This window comes from Cellulomonas soli (assembly GCF_052036975.1).
GTDB classification, from domain to species: Bacteria; Actinomycetota; Actinomycetes; order Actinomycetales; family Cellulomonadaceae; genus Cellulomonas; species Cellulomonas soli_A.
This window is the reverse complement of sequence record NZ_JBQIAR010000012.1, coordinates 108757-127401: the sequence shown is the minus strand read 5'-3', so window position 1 is coordinate 127401 and position 18645 is coordinate 108757. Positions and strand designations below refer to the sequence as shown.

Here is an 18645-nt window from a genome sequence, read left to right as displayed (position 1 = left end):
GGGGCGGCCCGGGAGACGACGACGGCCCGCTACCCGGAGGCGGCGGGCCGTCGCGCGGCCGGGTCGGCGCGGTCGGCGTCAGAGCGCCGCGGCGGACTCCGGCGTCGGGACGGTACGGGTGCGCACGAGCTCGCGGTACCAGTGCGCGGAGTCCTTCACGGTGCGCTCGAGCGTGTCGTAGTCGACGCGGACGATGCCGAAGCGGCGGTCGTAGCCGTAGGCCCACTCGAAGTTGTCCAGCAGCGACCAGACGAAGTAGCCACGCACGTCGGCGCCCTTGTCCATGGCCTCGCCGACGGCGTCGATGTGGTCGTGCAGGTAGTCGACGCGGTCGGCGTCGTGCACGCGGCCGTCCGGCGAGACGGTGTCGTAGAACGCGGCGCCGTTCTCCGTGATGGCCAGCGGCACGTCCGGGTAGCGCTCGGCGAGGCCGAGGAGCAGCTCGACGAGGCCGTCGGACTCGATGTTCCACCCCATGGCGGTGTGGGGGCCGGGCAGCGGGAGCCACTCGACCTGGTCGGCGCCCGTCCACGGGCTCTTCTCGGACGAGCGGTGCCCGTCGGGACCCGGCGTGCCGTCGCCGACGGGCGGGGTGCCGTGCTTGACCCGACCGGTGGCGTAGTAGTTGACGCCGAGCAGGTCGATCGGGATGCGGATGAGGTCGAGGTCGCCGTCCTGCACGAACGACCAGTCGCTCAGGTGGGCCGTGTCTGCGTAGACCTGCTCGGGGTAGCGACCCTCGAGCAGCGGCTGCAGGAAGACCTCGTTGGCGATGGTGTCGATGCGGCGCTTGGCCTCGACGTCCTGCGGGGAGTCGGAGTCGGCGCGCGTGACGTGCAGGTTCAGCGTGATGGAGACGGGGGTCTCCTCGCCGAGCACCTCGCGGATCGCGCGGCCGGCCAGGCCGTGCGCGAGGTTGAGGTGGTGGACGGCGGCCAGCGCGGAGGCCTCGTCGGCGACACCCGGGGCGTGCACGCCGGACCCGTAGCCCAGGAACGCCGAGCACCACGGCTCGTTGAGCGTGGTCCACAGGTGGATCTTGGTGCCGAGGACCTCGGCGAGCTTGCGCGCGTAGTCGGCGAACAGCAGCGCCGTGCGGCGGTTGGTCCAGCCGCCTTCGTCCTCCAGGGCCTGCGGCAGGTCCCAGTGGTAGAGCGTGACGACAGGCTTGATGCCCGCGGCGAGCAGCTCGTCGACGAGGCGGACGTAGAAGTCGAGGCCCGCCTGGTTGAACTCCCCCGAGCCGGTCGGCTGCACACGGGACCAGGACACCGAGAACCGGTAGGCCTGCAGGCCGAGGTCCTTCATGAGGGCGACGTCCTGCGGCATGCGGTGGTAGTGGTCGGCGGCGACCTCACCGGTGTCACCGTTGAGCACCTTGCCGGGCGTCGCGGAGAACGTGTCCCAGATGGAAGGTGCGCGTCCGTCCTCGGCGACGGCGCCCTCGATCTGGTACGACGCGGTGGCCGAGCCCCAGAGGAAGTCGGCGGGGAACTGGCGTCCGGAGGGGCGCGTGGTCGTCATGGTGGTCCTTCGAGGATGTGTGGGGGTCGAGCGGTGTGGGGGTCGGGCGGACCGGCGGCCACGACGTCGTCGTCGGCTCCGTCCTCCCTCGTGACGCAGGTGTCGAATCGATACGATACACGGTGTGGGATCGCTCCCGCACGCGCTGGGGGCCGACCTCCACCCACGGCGCACGAGCGCCTCGACGGTCCTGCGTGGACGGGCGAAGGGTGCAGCGAGCAGACGCCCCACCGCACCCTCCGCCACGCTCAGAGCTGGATCTGCACCGTTGCCGCGCCGGGCTCGACGCGCGCACTCGGCCCGCCGACGACCTCCACACCCCAGGTGCTCGAGGCCCCGTGCGCGATGACCGAGATGGTCCGCCCGGCACGCGTCACCTCGAACCGCGCCCCCTCGACCCCGTCCGCACCCGGCACACGCGTCGTGGACCGGTGTCCGTCCGGCAGGTCGAACAGGCGCAGGGTCAGCCCTTCGAGGAAGTCGTAGTCGGGACGATCCGTCCGCGAACCCACGGGCAGCACGGCACCCGGCCGCACGTACAGCGGCAGCGAGTCGAAGCCGTGCTGCTGGCGGTGCCAGCGCGGACCGGTGACCTGCTCGCCGTCCAGCAGCGACGTCCACGTGCCCTCCGGGACATACACGTCGACCTCGCCGGCGGCGCTGAAGACCGGCGCGACCAGCAGGTCACCGCCGAGCATGTACTGCGTGTCGACGGTGGCCGCGCCCGGGTCGTCCGGGAACTCGAGCACCATCGGGCGCATGACCGGTGTGCCCTGCTCGTGCGCCTCGACGCCCGCCTGCGCCAGGTACGGCATGAGCGACATCTTCAGGTGCGTGAACCGGCGGGTGACATCGACGGCCTCCTCGTCGAACGCCCACGGCACCCGGTAGGAGTCCGAGCCGTGCAGGCGGCTGTGCGAGGACAGCAACCCGAACGCCAGCCACCGCTTGAACACCACCGGGTCGGGCGTGCCCTCGAACCCGCCGATGTCGTGGCTCCAGTAGCCGAAGCCCGACGCCGCCAAGGACAGGCCGCCGCGCAGCGACTCGGCCATCGAGACGAAGGTCGACTCGCAGTCGCCACCCCAGTGCACCGGGAACTGCTGACCACCCGCCGTCGCCGACCGGGCGAACAGGACCGCCTGGCCCTCCCCGCGCTCGGCCGTGAGCAGGTCGAACACGGTCTTGTTGTACAGGTGCGTGTAGTAGTTGTGCATGCGCTCGGGGTCGGAGCCGTCGTGCCAGACGACGTCGGTGGGGATGCGCTCGCCGAAGTCGGTCTTGAAGCAGTCCACGCCCTGGTCGAGCAGCACCTTGAGCTTGCCCTGGTACCAGGCCACCGCGTCGGGGTTGGTGAAGTCGACCAGACCCATGCCGGCCTGCCACAGGTCCCACTGCCACACCGACCCGTCGGCGCGCTTGACCAGGTACCCGAGCTCCTTGCCCTCGGCGAACAGGTGCGAGCGCTGGGCGATGTACGGGTTGATCCACACGCACACCTTCAGGTCCCGCTCGTGCAGGCGGGCCAGCATGCCCTCCGGGTCGGGGAATGTGGCCGGGTCCCACACGAAGTCGCACCAGTGGAACTGGCGCATCCAGAAGCAGTCGAAGTGGAACACCGACAACGGCAGACCCCGCTGCTCCATCCCGTCGATGAACGACATCACCGTCGCCTCGTCGTACGACGTGGTGAACGACGTCGACAACCACAAGCCGTACGACCAGTCCGGCACGCTCGCCGGTCGACCCGTCAGGGCGGTGAACCGACGCAGCACGTCCTTGGGGGTCGGACCGGCGATCACGTAGTACCGCAGGCGCTGGCCCGGCACCGAGAACTGCGTGCGCGAGACGACCTCGGAGCCCACCTCGAACGACACGTGCCCGGGGTGGTCGACGAACACGCCGTAGCCCGCGTCGGTGAGGTAGAACGGCACGTTCTTGTACGCCTGCTCCGACGACGTCCCGCCGTCCGCGTTCCAGACGTCGACACTCTGCCCGTTCTTGACGAACGCGGTGAACCGCTCGCCCAGCCCGTAGACATGGTCACCCACGCCGAGCGCGAGCTGCTCACGCACGAACGTGCGGCCCTGCGCATCCTTGATCAGGCCCACCCCCCGCGAGCTCGCCGACGTGACCACACGCCCGTCGAGCTCGAAGTCCAGGCCCCACTCCCCCGAGGTCGCCACCCGCACGGTCAGCGGACCGGAGCGCAACGCGGCGCGCGGGTCGTCGAACGTCGGACCCGTCACCTCGACACGGTCCTGCCCGTCGGCCACCGCGAACACCGGCTGGGCGTCGACGCCGCCCTGGTGGCCCTCGATCGTGACCCCGATGACGCCCTCGAGGGGTGCGTCGACGGTGATGGTGATCAGCGGACGGTTGAGCGTGTTGCCCCGGGTCAGCAGCGGACCCGTCGCGGCGTACGCCGTCAGGCTGCGGTCCTGACGCACGACCTCGTCGACCGCGACGGGGCGCTGGATCGTCACGCCGGGCAGGGTCTGCCAGTAGCCGTCGGTGAACTTCATGGGTGGGTCACTGCTCTCTCGTCGTGCCGGCGGGCGCGCCAGGTGGCCCCGCGCCGGCAGGTGGCTACTTGACGGCGCCCGCGGTGATGCCGCGCGTGAGCGTCCGCTGGAAGAGGAGGAAGAAGATGATCGCCGGGACCATCGAGACCAGCGCGCCGGCGTTGGTCGTCGGGGCGTCCATCATCCGGTCGCCCTGCAACGAGGCGAGCGCGACGGGGATCGTCTGGGTCGCGTTGGTCGTCAGCATGACCAACGGGATGAAGAACTCGTTCCAGGTCCAGATGAAGAAGAAGATCACCAGGACGGACAGGGTCGGCCGGACCACCGGGAACACGACGGACCACAGCGTGCGCCACTTGCCCGCACCGTCCAGTGCCGAGGCCTCCAGCAGCGCCTTGGGGAACGTGCCCAGCACCGAGGACAGCAGATAGGTGCCGAACGCCGACTGGATGACGGTGAAGATGATGATGACGGACCACTGGTTGTTGCCCAGGCCGACCTTCTGCGCCATCTGGAACAGCGGGTAGACCAGCACCTCCTGCGGGAGCATGTTCGCCAGCAGGAACAAGGTGACGATCGACATGCGGCCCTTGACCCGGCCGACACCCAGCGCGTAGGCGCTGAACAACGACAGGGTCGTGCCGAGGATCGCGACCGCGCCCGAGATCCAGATGGAGTTGAGCAGCTTCTCGGGGAAGTTGACCCGCTCCCAGAACGCCTGCAGGCCGTCCGTGTACAGCGACGTGGGCCAGCTCAGCGGGCCGTTCTGCGAGTAGTCCTGCGGGGACTTGAACGCGTTGAGCACCATGATGACGAACGGCACCATCATGAGGATCGCGACGATCACCGCCGCGGCCAGCACGAACCACCGGGCCTTGCCGCGGTGGTGCCGCTGGTCGGTGTCCGTGGATCGCAAGGGCGTACGTGCGGCGACCCGCACGGTCTCGGTCTGGGCGGCCATCAGTGGCCCTCCTCCTCGCGGCGGGCGCTGCGGGCCTGCAGCACCATGATGGCGACGGCGACCACGATGATCAGCAGCGTCAGGACGTTGGCGATCGCGGCGCCGTACCCGACCTTCGACTTGTCGAAGAAGTTGAGGTACGAGTAGTAGCTCGGCACGAGCGTGGAGCTCTCCGGGCCGCCGCGGGTCAGCACGTAGATCGGACCGAAGACCTTCAACGCCGCGACCGTGCAGGTCAGCGTGATGACGAATGTCTCGGGCTTGATCTGCGGGATGGTGATGGCGCGGAACCGGTGCATCCAGCCCGCACCGTCCAGCTCGGCCGCCTCGTACAGCTCGGGGTCGACCCGCTGCAGCGCGGACATGAAGATGACGACCGGGTAGCCGATCTGGATCCAGATGAGCACGAGCATCACCGTCGGCAGCGCCGTGGTGGTGTCCCCGAGCCAGTTGGGCGGGTTGTCCACGCCGAGCGAGCGCAGGATCTCGTTGATCGCACCGGTCTGGGAGTTGAGGATCCAGTTCCACAGCACGCCGGCGACGGCGACGGGCAGGATCTGCGGCAGGTAGTAGGTGGCGCGCAGCACGGACGCGGTGCGCGGACCGAACCGCTTGCCGAGCACGTCGAACAGCACCGCGGCCAGGATCAGGCCGAGCAGGGTGGGCACGACGACCATCGCCACGATCATCCAGATGGAGTTCTGGAACGAGGTGAGGAACTTCTCGTCGTGCATCAGGTCGGTGTAGTTGCCGAACCCGTACCAGCGCAGCGGGGCGTTGCCGCCCTTCCACTTGTGCAGGCTGTAGTACACGTTCAGCCCGAACGGGATCAGGATGACGAGCGTGAACGCGACCAGGCCCGGAAGCAGGTAGGGCAGGTAGCCGATCCACTGCCGCGATCTGCGACCGGTGGAGGTCATGAGGCTTCTCCTCGTGGTGGTGGGGTGGGCACCCGGCGGGCGGGACGGAGGGGTTCCGCCCGCCGGGTGCGCGAGGTCAGCCCTCGGTCAGGTCGGTCTTGCCCTCGAAGTACGCGGTCGACAGGCCGTCGAGCACCTCGGCAGGCGCCTTCGACTGGTTGATGAGCGACTGCAGCTCACTGACGATCACGTCGTAGAAGCCCGGGACCGGCCAGTCGGGGTAGTACGCCAGACCGTCCTCGCCGAGGATGTTCTCGAAGTTCTCCGTCAGCGCACGCGTCTTCTCGTCCGTGATGGTCGAGGAGTCACCGGCCACCGGCAGACCGCCGGCCTGACCGAGCACCTCCTGGACCTCCGGCCGCAGCGTGATGTCGATGAAGTCGTACGCGAGGTCCTTGGCCTTGGCGTTCTCCGGGACGACCCAGACGTTGCCGGACGAGCCGGGGTGCAGGTCGTTGCCCGGGAAGAGGAACTGGCCCCACGTGAACGGGACCTCCTCGACCAGGCGGCCGAACCACCACGAACCGGAGACCATCATCGGGTAGGTGCCGCCGATGAAGGAGACGCCCATGTCCTCGGCCGTCAGCGCGGCGGAGTCGGAGGCGATGTAGCCCGCCTTGATCCACTCGTCGAGCTTCTCGGTCGCCTGGGTGAACGCCTCGCCCTGGAAGTCGACGTCGTGGGTGAACAGCTGGTAGTCGTCGACCAGCTGACGGTCGCCGTAGTGCAGCACGAGCTCGTACCACAGCTGACCCATCGGGTACTCGGCGCCCGCGGTGGCCAGCGGCGTGATGCCGGAGTCCTTGAACGCCTTGAGCGAGGCCTCGAACTCCTCGAACGTCGTGGGGACCGCGATGCCGAGCTGGTCGAACGCGTCCTGGTTGTAGTAGACGCCGACGAACTCGCCGTAGTTCGGCACGCCGAACCAATCGCCCGAGCCCATGAGGCCCTGCTCGTCGTACTTGGCCGTCGTCTGGATCGAGGCGGGAAGGACGGCGTCCCAGCCGCGCTCCTCGGCGACGTCCGTCAGGGACGTGATCAGGCCCTGCGAGGCCAGCTGCCCGGCGGTCGCGTTGCCCTTGTTGTACTCCATGACGTCAGGCACGTCGTCGCCGGTCAGGAAGATCTTCGCGTTCTTCTGGATCTGCTCGAACGTCTGGTCCTCGGTGACGACCGTGACGTCCGGGTGCTCGGCCTCGAAGATCTCGATGGCCTTGGCCCACGCCTGGCCCATGGCGGAGTCGTCGTTCTCGTAGTCCCAGATGGTGAAGGTGGTGGCGCCCGAGGTCGCCTCGTCGTCACCACCACCGGTGTCGCCACCGCATGCGGCCAGGGCCAGGGGCAGAGCGAGTACCGCCACCCCCGCCAGTACCCTCGTGCTGCGCCGAAGTGCCATGACATGTCCTCCTCGTTGAGATCACTGCTGTGCTGGCTGGCAGGTCGGCGGTCGCCGGCTGCCGTCGGGTGGGTCAGGGGGTGCGAGGCCCGCCGTCGGGCGAGGGCGCGGTGCTCGCGCCCTCGACGAGACGGCACGGGACCAGCACGGGCGGGCGGACCTGCTGGTCGTCGAGGAACGCCAGGAGCGCCTCGACACCGGCCCTGCCGAGGGCGGAGCCCGGTGCGTGCAACGTGGTCAGCGGCGGCACCGTGAGCCGCGCGACGGACGGCGAGGAGACGACGGAGAGCACCGAGACGTCCTGCGGGACGCGCAGCCCCCGCTCGGCGAGGGCGGCCACGACACCGAAGCCGGCCTCCTCGTTCATGACGACGAGCGCGGTGGCCTGCGCCGGGCCGTCCACGAGGGTCGCGGTCGCCGCGCGACCACCCTCCGGGGACTCCTCGGCGTGCACCACGTGCGCGTCGAGCCCACGGCGGGCCATGGCTGCCCGGTAGGCCTGCTCGGCGCGGACGGTCGGACCGTGGCCGGCCGCGCGTCGCGCGGCTGCGTGGTCGACGAAACCGAGACGGCGATGACCGAGCGCGCTCAGGTGCTCGACGGCGTCCTCGAGCGTGGCCTCGAAGTCGATGTCGACGACGGGCAGGTCGAGCTCGTCGTCGGTGCGGCCGACGAGGGCGACCGGGACCCCGGCCTCCCGCAGCGCCTGCACGCGCGTGTCGTGCAGGTGGACCTCCATGACCAGGACGCCCTCGGCGAGACCGCCGCGCGCGACGGCCGTCACGTTGTCGCCGTCGTCGACAGCGCAGGGCCACAGCACCAGGTGCCGGCCGTGGTCGCGGGCTGCGTCGACGGCACCCTGGACGAACTCGGTCACGGTGCGGCTGAGGCCGTTCTGACCGACCGGGTACGTCAGGGCGAGGATGCCGCTGCGCCGGCTCGCCAGGGCGTGGGCCAGGACGTTACGGCTGTAGCCGAGCTCGGCCGAGACCTCCTGGACACGCTGGCGAGTGGCGGCTGCGACGGGCCGGGTGCCGTTGAGCGCGGCGGAGACCGTGGACAGTGCGACGCCGGCGCGGTCCGCCACGTCCTGCATCGTCACCATCGCTGCCCTCTTCCTTGACGGCCGACCCCTTCGTCGGGGTCGAAGCGCTTCGTACGCGATTACTCTAGCCGCCGAATTAATCGACGTACAACCCCCCTGGTATCGAAACCGTAACGATGTCTGTCGAAGCGATTCGATGCGCGAACGCCCGATTCCTGGGATGAATCTGCTCCCCCACGAACTCTTGGCTCCCGCCCGACCAGGTCACGTCACCGTGATAATCGAAGCGCTTCACCGCGCGATCGACCCACATCGAGGCCAGGTGCCACTACCCTCGACGCATGGCGACGATCGGAGACGTGGCACGCGAGGCAGGGGTCTCCGTCTCCACCGTCAGCTACGTGCTCTCCGGCAAGCGCCCCATCTCCGGGCCCACCCGCGAACGCGTCGAGCAGGCCGTCGCGGCCCTCGGCTACCGGCCGCACGCCGGCGCCCGCGCCCTCGCCTCCAGCCGCAGCAACGTCCTGGCACTCATGGTGCCGTTCCGGCCCGGGATGAACGTCCAGATCATCATGCAGTTCGTCGGCGGCGTGGTCACCACCGCCCGTCAGCACGACCACGACGTCCTCGTCCTCACCCAGGACGACCCCCAGGGGATCTCCCGCGTGGCCGCCAGCTCCACCGCCGACGCGCTCATCGTCATGGACATCGAGTCCGACGACGCACGCCTGCCCGGCCTGCGCGAGCTCGACATGCCGGCGATCCTCATCGGGGTGCCCGACGACACCACCGGCCTGAGCTGCGTCGACCTCGACTTCGCCGCCGCCGGACGCCTCGCCGTCCGCGAGCTGGCCCGCCAGGGCCACACCCACCTGGCACTGATCGGCGCCTCGCAGGAACGGCTCGACCACCGGGCCAACTACGCAGTCCGGATGCGCAGCGGCGTGCGCGAGCAGGCCGAGACCAGCGGCGTGCAGGCCGTCGTCGTCCCGAGCGAACCCACCTTCGCCGGCGGAGCGCACGCCGTCGGTGCGCTGCTGCGCGAGCACCCGCACGTGACCGGCCTGATCGTGCACAACGAGGCAGCCCTCGGCGGGATCCTCGCCCGTGTGCAGAACGAAGGCCTGCGCGTGCCCCAGGACCTGTCTGTCGTCGCCGTGAGCCCCTCGGACATCGCGGCCGCCCTGCCCGTACCCGTGTCGACCATCGAGGTCCCCGGGCACCGGATCGGGCGGATCGCGGTCGAGATGGCCATGGCCCGGCTCGCCGGGGACGACCTCGCCGAGACACGCCTGGTCGCCCCGACCTTCACCGACCGAGGAAGCGTGGCACGCCCCCCCGGCACCGCCGCAGACCCGGCCTCACCGCCCGGGGTCACGCCGGCCGCGGCACCTCAGTCGACCAGCGTCTGACCCGCCCGCAGCACCCGCAGCACCCGCAGCTCGGCGTCCGTCACGACCACGTCCGCGCGTCGTCCCGCCTCGAGCGCGCCCAGGTCCGCCCGACCGAGCACGCGTGCCGGCGTCGCCGACGCCGCCCGCACCGCCTCGACCAGCGGGACACCGGCACCGACCACGGCACGCACCACATCCATCAGGTGAGCCACGCCGCCGGCGATCGCGCCCGCCTGCGCCGGGCCCTCCGCGTCCTCCACGAGGATCCTGGCCACCCCGTCGGCGACCCGCACAGCCATCGGACCCAGCCGGTAGTCACCGTCAGGCATGCCCGCCGCCGCCATCGCATCGGTCACCAACGCGATCGCATCCGCCCCGACCAGGTCGAACACCGCACGCACCGTGCCGTCCGCCAGGTGCGTGCCGTCCGCCACCAGCTCCACGACCAGCTCGCCGCGCGCCGCCGCAGCCAGGCACGACGCGATCGGCCCCGGGTCACGGTGATGCCACGGACGCATGCCGTTGAACAGGTGCGTGGCCGTCAGACGAGGCGACCGCGCGCGCCCGTCCGCCGCCAGCAGACCGTGCACGCGGGCCACCGCGGCCTCCACCTGCTCCGCCGACGCGTCCGTGTGCCCCACCGAGGGCAACGCCCCCGCCGCCACCAGCGCCGCCACGGCGTCGTCCGGCACCGCCGCCCCGGGACCTGAGACGCCGTCGGCGACACCGTCCACCTCGGGCGCGACCGTCATCGTCGTCAGGTACCCACGGGCCACCGCAGCCACCTCGGCCACCAGGTCCGCCGACCCCCGCTGCATGTCCGCCGGGTTCTGCGCGCCGCACCGGTCCGCCGACAGGAACGGACCCTCGAGGTGGATGCCGACCAGCTCCCCGGCATCGGCCAGCGCCGCCAGCACCGCGGTGCGCTCGACCAGCACCTGCGGCGGCGCCGTGACCAGGGACGCGACCAACGACGTGGTGCCGTGCGCCAGGTGCTCACGCGCCCCGACCCGGGCCTGCTCGACGTCCAGCACGTCGGGGAAGCTCGCACCGCCACCCCCGTGGCAGTGCACGTCCACCAGACCCGGGAGGAGGAGCACCTGCCGGCCGCCGGCAGCCGGCACCAGGTCACGCCACGCCGCAGGCACCTCGTCGGCCGGTCCCACCCACACGATCGTCGGCCCCTGCACGAGGAGCACCCCGTCGGCGAGCACCTGGTGCAGGCCCACGAGCCGACCGCGGAGCGCGAACGCACCGTCGGGCCCAGGCGTCGCCGGATCCGGCGACGTCAGATCCGGGGATGCGGAGTTCACCGCGGTCGTGGTGGACGTCGGCCAAGGCGTTGCGGGCGTGGTCACACCGACATCCTCCCCCACCGCACCCGCAGGTCGCAGGGACACAAGGCCGTCAGAACAGGCGCGCGTCCACGTCGTCGACCCCACGCATCGCGTCGTAGTCGAGGACCAGGCAGCCGATCCCCCGGTCCGTGGCCAGCACCCGCGCCTGCGGCTTGATCTCCTGTGCGGCGAACACACCCCGCACCGGTGCCAGCAGAGGGTCGCGGTTCAGCAGCTCCAGGTACCGGGTCAGCTGCTCCACGCCGTCGATGTCACCGCGACGCTTGATCTCGACCGCCACCGTGCCGCCAGCCGGGTCCTTGGCCAGGATGTCCACCGGCCCGATCGCCGTCGGGTACTCGCGGCGCACCAGGCTGTGCCCGCCACCGAGCAGGCCGATCTGCGCGGCCAGCAGCTCCTGCAGGTGCGCCTCGACACCGTCCTTCACCAGACCCGGGTCGACGCCCAGCTCGTGCTCCGAGTCGTGCAGCACCTCGTACAGCTCGATCTCGAGCCGGTCGTCGGACTTGGCGTGCTGCACCGTCCAGGTCTGCGTCACCCCCGCCGCGGTCTGCTCCTCGTCCGGGGCACCGACCGCCAGCGCGCACGGCGGGCTCATCCAGTTCAGTGGCTTGTACGAGCCACCGTCGGAGTGCAGCAGCACCGAACCGTCGGACTTGACCACCAGCAGACGCGTCGCGCGGGGCAGGTGAGCGTTGAGGCGGCCGCTGTACCGCGCCGCGCACGAGGCCACGACCAGACGCATGTGACAGGTACCTCCGAAGACGAACGGCAGCGCGGGACGCGCCAAGACACGGGTGGTGCAGCGACAGGCCGACGGACGGCGGTCAGATCACCGACGCCGTGCGGGAGGGCGTCGCCTCGATCCACGAGGTGAGCCCCGCATAGGCGTCGGCAGCCATCAGCAGATGGACCTCGCTCGCCACCGTCGAGCAAGTCACCTCGTACACGGGCACCGAGCGACCCGCACGCTCCACGTCGGCCACGGACTCGCTGTGGTGCCGTTCGACCACGGCCAGCTCCCGACGCGCCCACCGCCGCGCCGGCCGCGGCGACAACGAGTGCCGACGCCACCAGTACAGCTCGCCGGCGCCGTACTGCGCCACGCCCGGAGACCACGGGCCCCCGGGCCGACGCTGCACCGAGCAACGGAACGAACCCACCCTCCGGTCCAGGGTGTGCGTCCGGGACAACCACAGCCCGGCCGCGAGCAGCACGACCAGGGCGACGCCGCACACCAGGACGATGGTCAGCCCGCGCACCGGACGGCAGACCTCAGTGCGTCCGGTGGGAGGCGGGCGTCGCCTCGTCCACGACGACCGTCACCTGGTCGGAGTCGACGGACAGGAACCCGCCGTCCACGTGCCACCGCATCGGCTCGCCGCCGTCGGTCGGCTGCACGCGCACCTCACCGGCGCGCAGCACCGACAGGATCGGGGTGTGCCCGATCAGGATGCCGATCTCACCGTCGGCCGCCGGCGCCGAGACCCGGCGAGCCGGACCCGACCAGACCTTGCCGCCGGCGGCGACGAGGTCGACCTCGAGATGTGCCACGGGAATCCTCCTGGACGTTCACGACGGCCCGGCGGGAGCCGGGACGGATCAGGGACGGGTCGGACGACGGATCAGACGCCGTAGTCCTTCTGGATCCGCGCCCAGTTCCGCTCGAGGTCCTCCAGACCACCGATGTTGAAGAACGCCTGCTCGGCCATGTGGTCGAACTCGCCGTCGGCGATCCGCTTGAAGGCCTCGACGGTCTCCGCGACCGGCACGGTCGAACCGGACACACCGGTGAACTTCTCGGCCATGTACGTGTTCTGCGAGAGGAACTGCTGGATGCGACGCGCACGCGCCACGACCGTCTTGTCCTCCTCGCTGAGCTCGTCCACACCGAGGATCGCGATGATGTCCTGCAGCTCCTTGTTGCGCTGCAGGATCGACTTCACGCGCGTGGCCACGTCGTAGTGCTCCTGGCCCACGTACCGCGGGTCGAGGATGCGCGACGTCGAGGCCAGCGGGTCCACGGCCGGGTACAGACCGCGCGAGGCGATCTCGCGGGACAGCTCGGTCGTGGCGTCCAGGTGCGCGAACGTCGTGGCCGGGGCCGGGTCGGTGTAGTCGTCGGCGGGCACGTAGATGGCCTGCAGCGACGTGATCGAGTGACCGCGCGTGGAGGTGATGCGCTCCTGCAGCAGACCCATCTCGTCGGCGAGGTTCGGCTGGTAGCCCACCGCGGACGGCATGCGACCGAGCAGCGTGGAGACCTCGGAGCCTGCCTGCGTGAACCGGAAGATGTTGTCGATGAACAGCAGCACGTCCTGCTTCTGCACGTCGCGGAAGTACTCCGCCATGGTCAGCGCCGACAGGGCGACGCGCAGACGCGTGCCCGGCGGCTCGTCCATCTGGCCGAAGACCAGGGCGGTCTTGTCGAAGACACCCGCCTCCTCCATCTCGACGATGAGGTCGTTGCCCTCACGCGTGCGCTCACCGACACCGGCGAACACCGACACACCGCCGTGGTCCTGCGCAACGCGCTGGATCATCTCCTGGATGAGGACCGTCTTGCCGACGCCCGCACCGCCGAACAGGCCGATCTTCCCGCCCAGCACGTACGGCGTCAGCAGGTCGATGACCTTGATGCCGGTCTCGAACATCTGCGTCTTCGACTCGAGCTGGTCGAAGGCCGGCGGCTTGCGGTGGATCGGCCAGCGCTCGGTGACCTCGAACTTCTCACCCGGCTGGAGGTTGAGCACGTCACCGGTCACGTTGAACACGTGGCCCTTGGTCACGTCTCCGACCGGCACCGAGATCGGCGCGCCCGTGTCGGTGACCTGCGCGCCACGGACCAGGCCGTCGGTCGGCTTGAGCGCGATGGCCCGCACGAGCGAGTCGCCCAGGTGCTGGGCGACCTCGAGCGTCATCGTGAACGAGTTCTCGTCCTCGCCCTGGCCGGACAGGTCGATGTCGACGTGGAGGGCGTTGTAGAGCTCGGGGATCTGGTCCGCCGGGAACTCGATGTCCACGATCGGACCGATGACCCGGGCGACCCGACCCACGCCGGGCGTGCCGGCGGTGCTGGCCGTCGCGTCGACGGTGGTGGCGGTCATGTGTGGCCTCGCTTCACTCGTCCGGAGCGGCGCCCCGGCGTGGTCGGTGTCGTGCTGAGCTGCGTGCTGTGCAGAGGTGCAGGTTCAGGAGGCGAGCGCGTCGGCGCCCGACACGATCTCGCTGATCTCCTGGGTGATCTCGCCCTGACGGGCCTGGTTGGCCAACCGGGTGAACGTGCGGATGAGGTCCTCGGCGTTCTCCGTCGCGGTGTGCATCGCCCGCTGCCGGGCCGCCAGCTCGGAGGCGGCGGCCTGGAGCAACGAGGCGTGGATCCGGCTGCGCACGTACCGCGGCAGCAGCGCGTCCAGAACCACCTCGGGGCTGGGCTCGAAGTCGTACAACGGCAGGGTCTCGTGCTCGCCGGCCTCGGCGACGCCCTCCACGACCTCGAGCGGGAGCATCCGCACGACGCGCGGACGCTGCGTCACCATGTTGACGAACTGCGTGTACACCACGTGCAGCTCGCCCACGCCGCCGTCGGCGACGTCCGCGGTGAAGGCCGACAGCAGGGTCTCGGCGATCTCGTCCGCGATCTCCACGGTCGGGGCGTCCGAGTGACCCACCCACACCCCGGCCAGCTCACGCTGCCGGAACGTGTAGAAGGACACGGCACGACGCCCCGAGACGTACAGGACGACCTCCTTGCCCTGCCCCTCCAGACGCTCGATGAGCCGCTCCGTCTCACGAATGACGCTCGCCGAGTAGGCACCGGCCATGCCGCGGTCCGAGGCGACCAGCAGAACGGCCACCCGGTTGGTGTCGTTGCGCTCGGACAGGAACGGGTGCGAGATGTCGGAGTGCGTGGCGACCGCCGAGACGGCGCGGGTGATCGCCCGCGAGTACGGCGAGGCCATCGAGACCCGGTCGCGGGCGCGCCCGATGCGCGAGGCGGCGATCAGCTCCTGGGCGCGGAACATCTTCTTCAGCGCCTGGGTGGACTTGATCCGCGCCTTGTAGACGCGCTGCTGACCGGCCATCGTCAGGCCTTCTTCTGCCGGACGATCTGCTCCTGCTCGACGACGACCTCACCGGACTCGTCCTCGGCGGCGATCAGCGGGGTGCCGTCGGCCTTGAGGAACCCGGCGCGGAACTCGTCGACCGCAGAGGTCAGGGCCGCCTCGGTCTCCGACTCGAGCTTGCCCGTCGACGCGATGGTCGCCAGGACCTCCGTGTTGCGGCGCAGGTGGTCCAGCAGCTCGGTCTCGAACCGGCGCACGTCCTCGACCGGGACGTCGTCGAGCTTGCCCTTGGTGCCGGCCCAGATCGAGGCGACCTGGTCCTCGACCGGGTACGGGCTGTACTGGCCCTGCTTCAGCAGCTCCATGAGCCGCGCACCGCGGGTCAGCTGGGCACGCGAGGCGGCGTCCAGGTCGGAGGCGAACATCGCGAACGCCTCGAGCGAACGGAACTGAGCCAGGTCGAGCTTCAACGTGCCCGAGACCTGCTTCATGGCCTTGACCTGCGCGGCGCCACCGACGCGCGACACCGAGATGCCCACGTCGACGGCCGGACGCTGGTCGGCGTTGAACAGGTCCGACTGCAGGAAGATCTGCCCGTCGGTGATCGAGATGACGTTGGTCGGGATGTACGCCGAGACGTCGTTGGCCTTGGTCTCGATGACGGGAAGGCCCGTCATCGAGCCGGCACCGAGCTCGTCCGACAGCTTCGCGCAACGCTCCAGCAGGCGGGAGTGCAGGTAGAAGACGTCACCGGGGTAGGCCTCGCGGCCCGGCGGGCGACGCAGCAGCAGCGAGACGGCACGGTAGGCCTCGGCCTGCTTCGACAGGTCGTCGAACACGATGAGGACGTGCTTGCCGCCGTACATCCAGTGCTGGCCGATGGCCGAGCCGGTGTAGGGGGCCAGGTACTTGAAGCCGGCCGGGTCGGAGGCCGGGGCGGCGACGATGGTCGTGTACTCCAGGGCGCCGGACTCCTCGAGCGCGCCGCGCACGGCCGCGATGGTCGAGCCCTTCTGCCCGATCGCGACGTAGATGCAGCGGACCTGCTTGGACGGGTCGCCCGACTCCCAGTTGGCCTTCTGGTTGATGATCGTGTCGATCGCGATGGCCGTCTTGCCGGTCTGGCGGTCGCCGATGATCAGCTGACGCTGGCCCCGGCCGATCGGGATCATCGAGTCGATGGCCTTCAGGCCGGTCTGCAGCGGCTCGTGCACCGACTTGCGGGCCATGACACCCGGCGCCTGCAGCTCGAGGGCACGGCGGCCCTCGGTGGCGATGTCGCCGAGCCCGTCGATCGGCTGGCCGAGCGGGTCGACCACGCGGCCGAGGTACCCGTCGCCGACCGGCACGGAGAGCACCTCGCCGGTGCGGCGGACCTCCTGGCCCTCCTCGATGCCGGTGAACTCGCCGAGGACGACCACACCGATCTCGCGCACGTCCAGGTTCAGCGCCAGGCCCAGCGTGCCGTCCTCGAAGCGCAGCAGCTCGTTGGCCATGGCGCCCGGGAGGCCCTCGACCTGGGCGATGCCGTCGGCGGCGAGGGTGACGCGGCCGACCTCCTCCGCCACGGCACCGGACGGCTCGTAGGACTTCACGAAGCTGTCCAGCGCGGCGCGGATCTCCTCCGGCCGGATCGTCAGCTCAGCCATTGCTTCTCTCCTGTCGTGACGCACGCGGTGCGTGCGGTCTCACACGTGTGGGGTGGACGGGCGCCGGGCGGGCCGGCGCCACGTCAGCTGGCAAGTCGTCGTCGTGCATCCATCAGGCGCGACAGCATCGTCGAGTCGACGACCTGCGCACCGACCTGCACCCGCAGGCCGCCGAGCACGTCGGGGTCGACGATCACGTTGACCTGGACCGCGCTGCCGTACGCCTGCTCGAGGATCCGCCCGAGACGGTCGCGCTGGGCGTCCGACAGGGGCTGCGCACTGGTCACCGTGGCGACCTGGCGGCTGCGTCGCTCGGCGACCAGGTCCGACAGCCGCACCAGGGCGGCCACGTACCGCCGGCCGCGCGGGGCGGTGGCGGCACGGCGGGCCAGCTGGGCGGTGGCCGGGGTGGCCCGTCCGCCGAGGATCGCGTCGATCAGGCTGCCGCGGGCCTCCGCCGGCACCGTGGTGTCGACGAGGGTCCGCCGGACCTCCCGCTGAGGGATCAGCGCGCGGTTCAGGCGGAACAGCTCGTCCTCGACCGCAGGCAGGTCGCCCTCGTGCTGCGCCGAGGCGAGCACGGCGTCCAGGCCCACGGTCTCGACCGCATCGGCCAGGTCGACGTCCGCCGACCAGCGCTGGCGGACGAGGTCCTGCGCCACGGCGACGGTCCGCGGGTCGGCGGCGGCCAGCACCTGGGCGACGACCGTCGCCTTGGCCTCGGCCTCGACCGACGGGTCGGCCAGGACGCGACGCAACGAGCCGGAGCCGTCCAGCGCGTCGACGAGCGCGAACAGCTGTGCGCCCAGCGCCGCGGACTGCGCCCCGGCGGCGGTCAGGACCGGCTCGAACCGCTCCCGCACACCCGCCAACGACGCCCGACTCGTGCCCCGCATCAGTTCCCCTTACCCGCGTTCGCCGTGGTGGTGGCCTCGAGGTCGTCCAGGAAGCGCTCGACGACGCGCGAACGGCGCGCCTCGTCCTCCAGGGACTCCCCCACGATCTTCGAGGCGAGCTCGGTGGCCAGCGTGCCGACGTCGGCCTTGAGCGTGACGGCCGCCTGCTGGCGCTCCGCCTCGATCTGCCGCTGTGCCGTCTCCGCGATCCGCGCCGCGTCCTCGTTCGCCTTGGCACGCAGCTCGGCGACGATCTGCCCACCCTCGACACGTGCATCCTCGCGGATGCGCGCGGCCTCGGTGCGGGCGTCCTGCAGCTGCTGGTGGTACTCCGCCAGTGCGGCGGCCGCCTCCGCCTGCGCAGTCTCGGCCTGCGCCAGACCACCCTCGATCTTGGCCGTCCGCTCGTCCAGGACGGCCTGGAACTTCGGCAGCACGAAGCGGTAGAACGCCACGGCGATCACCACCAGGACCACGGTCGACCAGAAGAGGTCGTACGTCTCCGGCAGCAGGAGCCGGACGCCCTCGATCTCCTCCGACCCGGACTCCGCGGCGGTCAGGACGGCCGCGGTCAGCGCGGCCGTGGTCACGAGAAGAGGAACCCGGTGATGAGGCCGAGGAGGCCGAGGACCTCGACGAAGCCGATACCGATGAACATGGTGGTGCGCAGCTGGCCGGCGACCTCGGGCTGGCGAGCCATGCCCTCGAGCGTCTTGCCGATGAGGATGCCCAGACCGATGCCCGGGCCGAGCACGGCGAGGCCGTATCCAACGGTCGCGATGTTGCCCGAGACCGCGTCGGCTGCGGCGAGGATCATGGTGGTGTCTGCCACGGTGGCTCGTTCCTTCCGTTGTGCACCAGGCCGGTCGACCGGGTGCTCGATCGTGGGCGGGAGCCGGACGGCCCCCGC

At 70.6% G+C, this 18645-nt stretch carries 17 protein-coding genes; 1 reads left to right on the top strand and 16 read right to left on the bottom strand.

The features are described from left to right. Positions 1 to 78: 78 nt before the first annotated feature. The 6 genes from ACTHAM_RS13340 to ACTHAM_RS13315 all read right to left on the bottom strand — a co-directional run bounded on the left by ACTHAM_RS13340 (position 79) and on the right by ACTHAM_RS13315 (position 8431). Complete coding sequence (locus tag ACTHAM_RS13340; RefSeq protein ID WP_440688239.1) at positions 79 to 1524, bottom strand: GH1 family beta-glucosidase; 1446 nt, start codon at positions 1522 to 1524, stop codon at positions 79 to 81. A gap of 248 nt (positions 1525 to 1772) precedes the next feature. Further along, positions 1773 to 4049: an alpha-xylosidase gene (gene yicI, locus ACTHAM_RS13335; protein WP_440688237.1), complete on the bottom strand. Its 2277-nt coding sequence runs from the start codon at positions 4047 to 4049 to the stop codon at positions 1773 to 1775. Positions 4050 to 4113: 64 nt separating this feature from the next. Next, entirely contained in the window at positions 4114 to 5010 is an 897-nt protein-coding gene (locus ACTHAM_RS13330) for a carbohydrate ABC transporter permease (protein WP_440688235.1), read from the bottom strand. After that, the gene (locus tag ACTHAM_RS13325; protein WP_440688233.1) at positions 5010 to 5930 is read right to left on the bottom strand and encodes a carbohydrate ABC transporter permease; all 921 of its coding nucleotides are present in this window, start codon (positions 5928 to 5930) and stop codon (positions 5010 to 5012) included. Before ACTHAM_RS13325 ends, ACTHAM_RS13330 begins: the two co-directional genes overlap by 1 nt. A gap of 76 nt (positions 5931 to 6006) precedes the next feature. Further along, a complete protein-coding gene (locus tag ACTHAM_RS13320; protein ID WP_440688231.1) occupies positions 6007 to 7326 on the bottom strand; it encodes an ABC transporter substrate-binding protein in 1320 nt (439 codons plus the stop codon). 73 nt (positions 7327 to 7399) lie between these two features. Further along, entirely contained in the window at positions 7400 to 8431 is a 1032-nt protein-coding gene (locus tag ACTHAM_RS13315; protein ID WP_440688229.1) for a LacI family DNA-binding transcriptional regulator, read from the bottom strand. Between the two features lie 281 nt (positions 8432 to 8712). On the opposite strand from ACTHAM_RS13315, the gene ACTHAM_RS13310 reads away from it, so the two are divergent. Then, positions 8713 to 9783, top strand: coding sequence for a LacI family DNA-binding transcriptional regulator (locus ACTHAM_RS13310; RefSeq protein WP_440688227.1), 1071 nt, complete (start codon positions 8713 to 8715; stop codon positions 9781 to 9783). Here ACTHAM_RS13310 and ACTHAM_RS13305 read toward each other — a convergent pair. From ACTHAM_RS13305 to atpE, 10 genes are all read right to left on the bottom strand, one after another. Next, positions 9765 to 11057, bottom strand: coding sequence for an N-acetylglucosamine-6-phosphate deacetylase (locus ACTHAM_RS13305; protein WP_440688257.1), 1293 nt, complete (start codon positions 11055 to 11057; stop codon positions 9765 to 9767). The genes ACTHAM_RS13310 and ACTHAM_RS13305 overlap by 19 nt on opposite strands. A gap of 115 nt (positions 11058 to 11172) precedes the next feature. Then, positions 11173 to 11868, bottom strand: a complete 696-nt coding sequence (gene nucS, locus ACTHAM_RS13300; protein WP_440688225.1) for an endonuclease NucS — start codon at positions 11866 to 11868, stop codon at positions 11173 to 11175. 82 nt (positions 11869 to 11950) lie between these two features. Continuing rightward, a complete protein-coding gene (locus tag ACTHAM_RS13295; RefSeq protein ID WP_440688223.1) occupies positions 11951 to 12385 on the bottom strand; it encodes a DUF2550 family protein in 435 nt (144 codons plus the stop codon). 13 nt (positions 12386 to 12398) lie between these two features. After that, on the bottom strand, positions 12399 to 12677 hold the full coding sequence (locus ACTHAM_RS13290; protein WP_440688221.1) for a F0F1 ATP synthase subunit epsilon: 279 nt from the start codon (positions 12675 to 12677) through the stop codon (positions 12399 to 12401). Positions 12678 to 12748: 71 nt separating this feature from the next. Next, entirely contained in the window at positions 12749 to 14230 is a 1482-nt protein-coding gene (gene atpD, locus ACTHAM_RS13285) for a F0F1 ATP synthase subunit beta (protein ID WP_440688219.1), read from the bottom strand. Between the two features lie 84 nt (positions 14231 to 14314). Further along, positions 14315 to 15208 carry a F0F1 ATP synthase subunit gamma gene (locus tag ACTHAM_RS13280; RefSeq protein WP_440688217.1) on the bottom strand — a complete coding sequence of 298 codons (894 nt, stop codon included), beginning with the start codon at positions 15206 to 15208 and terminating at the stop codon, positions 14315 to 14317. Positions 15209 to 15210: 2 nt separating this feature from the next. After that, positions 15211 to 16839, bottom strand: coding sequence for a F0F1 ATP synthase subunit alpha (gene atpA, locus ACTHAM_RS13275; protein ID WP_440688215.1), 1629 nt, complete (start codon positions 16837 to 16839; stop codon positions 15211 to 15213). Between the two features lie 83 nt (positions 16840 to 16922). Beyond that, on the bottom strand, positions 16923 to 17735 hold the full coding sequence (locus ACTHAM_RS13270) for a F0F1 ATP synthase subunit delta (protein ID WP_440688213.1): 813 nt from the start codon (positions 17733 to 17735) through the stop codon (positions 16923 to 16925). After that, complete coding sequence (locus ACTHAM_RS13265) at positions 17735 to 18325, bottom strand: F0F1 ATP synthase subunit B (protein WP_440688211.1); 591 nt, start codon at positions 18323 to 18325, stop codon at positions 17735 to 17737. Before ACTHAM_RS13265 ends, ACTHAM_RS13270 begins: the two co-directional genes overlap by 1 nt. After that, positions 18322 to 18552 (bottom strand): ATP synthase F0 subunit C, encoded by a 231-nt coding sequence (gene atpE / locus ACTHAM_RS13260; RefSeq protein ID WP_440688255.1) that lies wholly within the window; start codon positions 18550 to 18552, stop codon positions 18322 to 18324. The genes ACTHAM_RS13265 and atpE overlap by 4 nt, the downstream gene beginning before the upstream one ends. Positions 18553 to 18645 lie beyond the last annotated feature (93 nt).

Coding starts and splice junctions, on each gene's coding strand:
- ACTHAM_RS13340 (WP_440688239.1), bottom strand. CDS start 1,524: ATGACGACCACGCGCCCCTCCGGACGCCAGTTCCCCGCCGACTTCCTC.
- yicI (WP_440688237.1), bottom strand. CDS start 4,049: ATGAAGTTCACCGACGGCTACTGGCAGACCCTGCCCGGCGTGACGATC.
- ACTHAM_RS13330 (WP_440688235.1), bottom strand. CDS start 5,010: ATGGCCGCCCAGACCGAGACCGTGCGGGTCGCCGCACGTACGCCCTTG.
- ACTHAM_RS13325 (WP_440688233.1), bottom strand. CDS start 5,930: ATGACCTCCACCGGTCGCAGATCGCGGCAGTGGATCGGCTACCTGCCC.
- ACTHAM_RS13320 (WP_440688231.1), bottom strand. CDS start 7,326: ATGGCACTTCGGCGCAGCACGAGGGTACTGGCGGGGGTGGCGGTACTC.
- ACTHAM_RS13315 (WP_440688229.1), bottom strand. CDS start 8,431: ATGGTGACGATGCAGGACGTGGCGGACCGCGCCGGCGTCGCACTGTCC.
- ACTHAM_RS13310 (WP_440688227.1), top strand. CDS start 8,713: ATGGCGACGATCGGAGACGTGGCACGCGAGGCAGGGGTCTCCGTCTCC.
- nucS (WP_440688225.1), bottom strand. CDS start 11,868: ATGCGTCTGGTCGTGGCCTCGTGCGCGGCGCGGTACAGCGGCCGCCTC.
- atpD (WP_440688219.1), bottom strand. CDS start 14,230: ATGACCGCCACCACCGTCGACGCGACGGCCAGCACCGCCGGCACGCCC.
- ACTHAM_RS13280 (WP_440688217.1), bottom strand. CDS start 15,208: ATGGCCGGTCAGCAGCGCGTCTACAAGGCGCGGATCAAGTCCACCCAG.
- atpA (WP_440688215.1), bottom strand. CDS start 16,839: ATGGCTGAGCTGACGATCCGGCCGGAGGAGATCCGCGCCGCGCTGGAC.
- ACTHAM_RS13270 (WP_440688213.1), bottom strand. CDS start 17,735: ATGCGGGGCACGAGTCGGGCGTCGTTGGCGGGTGTGCGGGAGCGGTTC.
- atpE (WP_440688255.1), bottom strand. CDS start 18,552: ATGATCCTCGCCGCAGCCGACGCGGTCTCGGGCAACATCGCGACCGTT.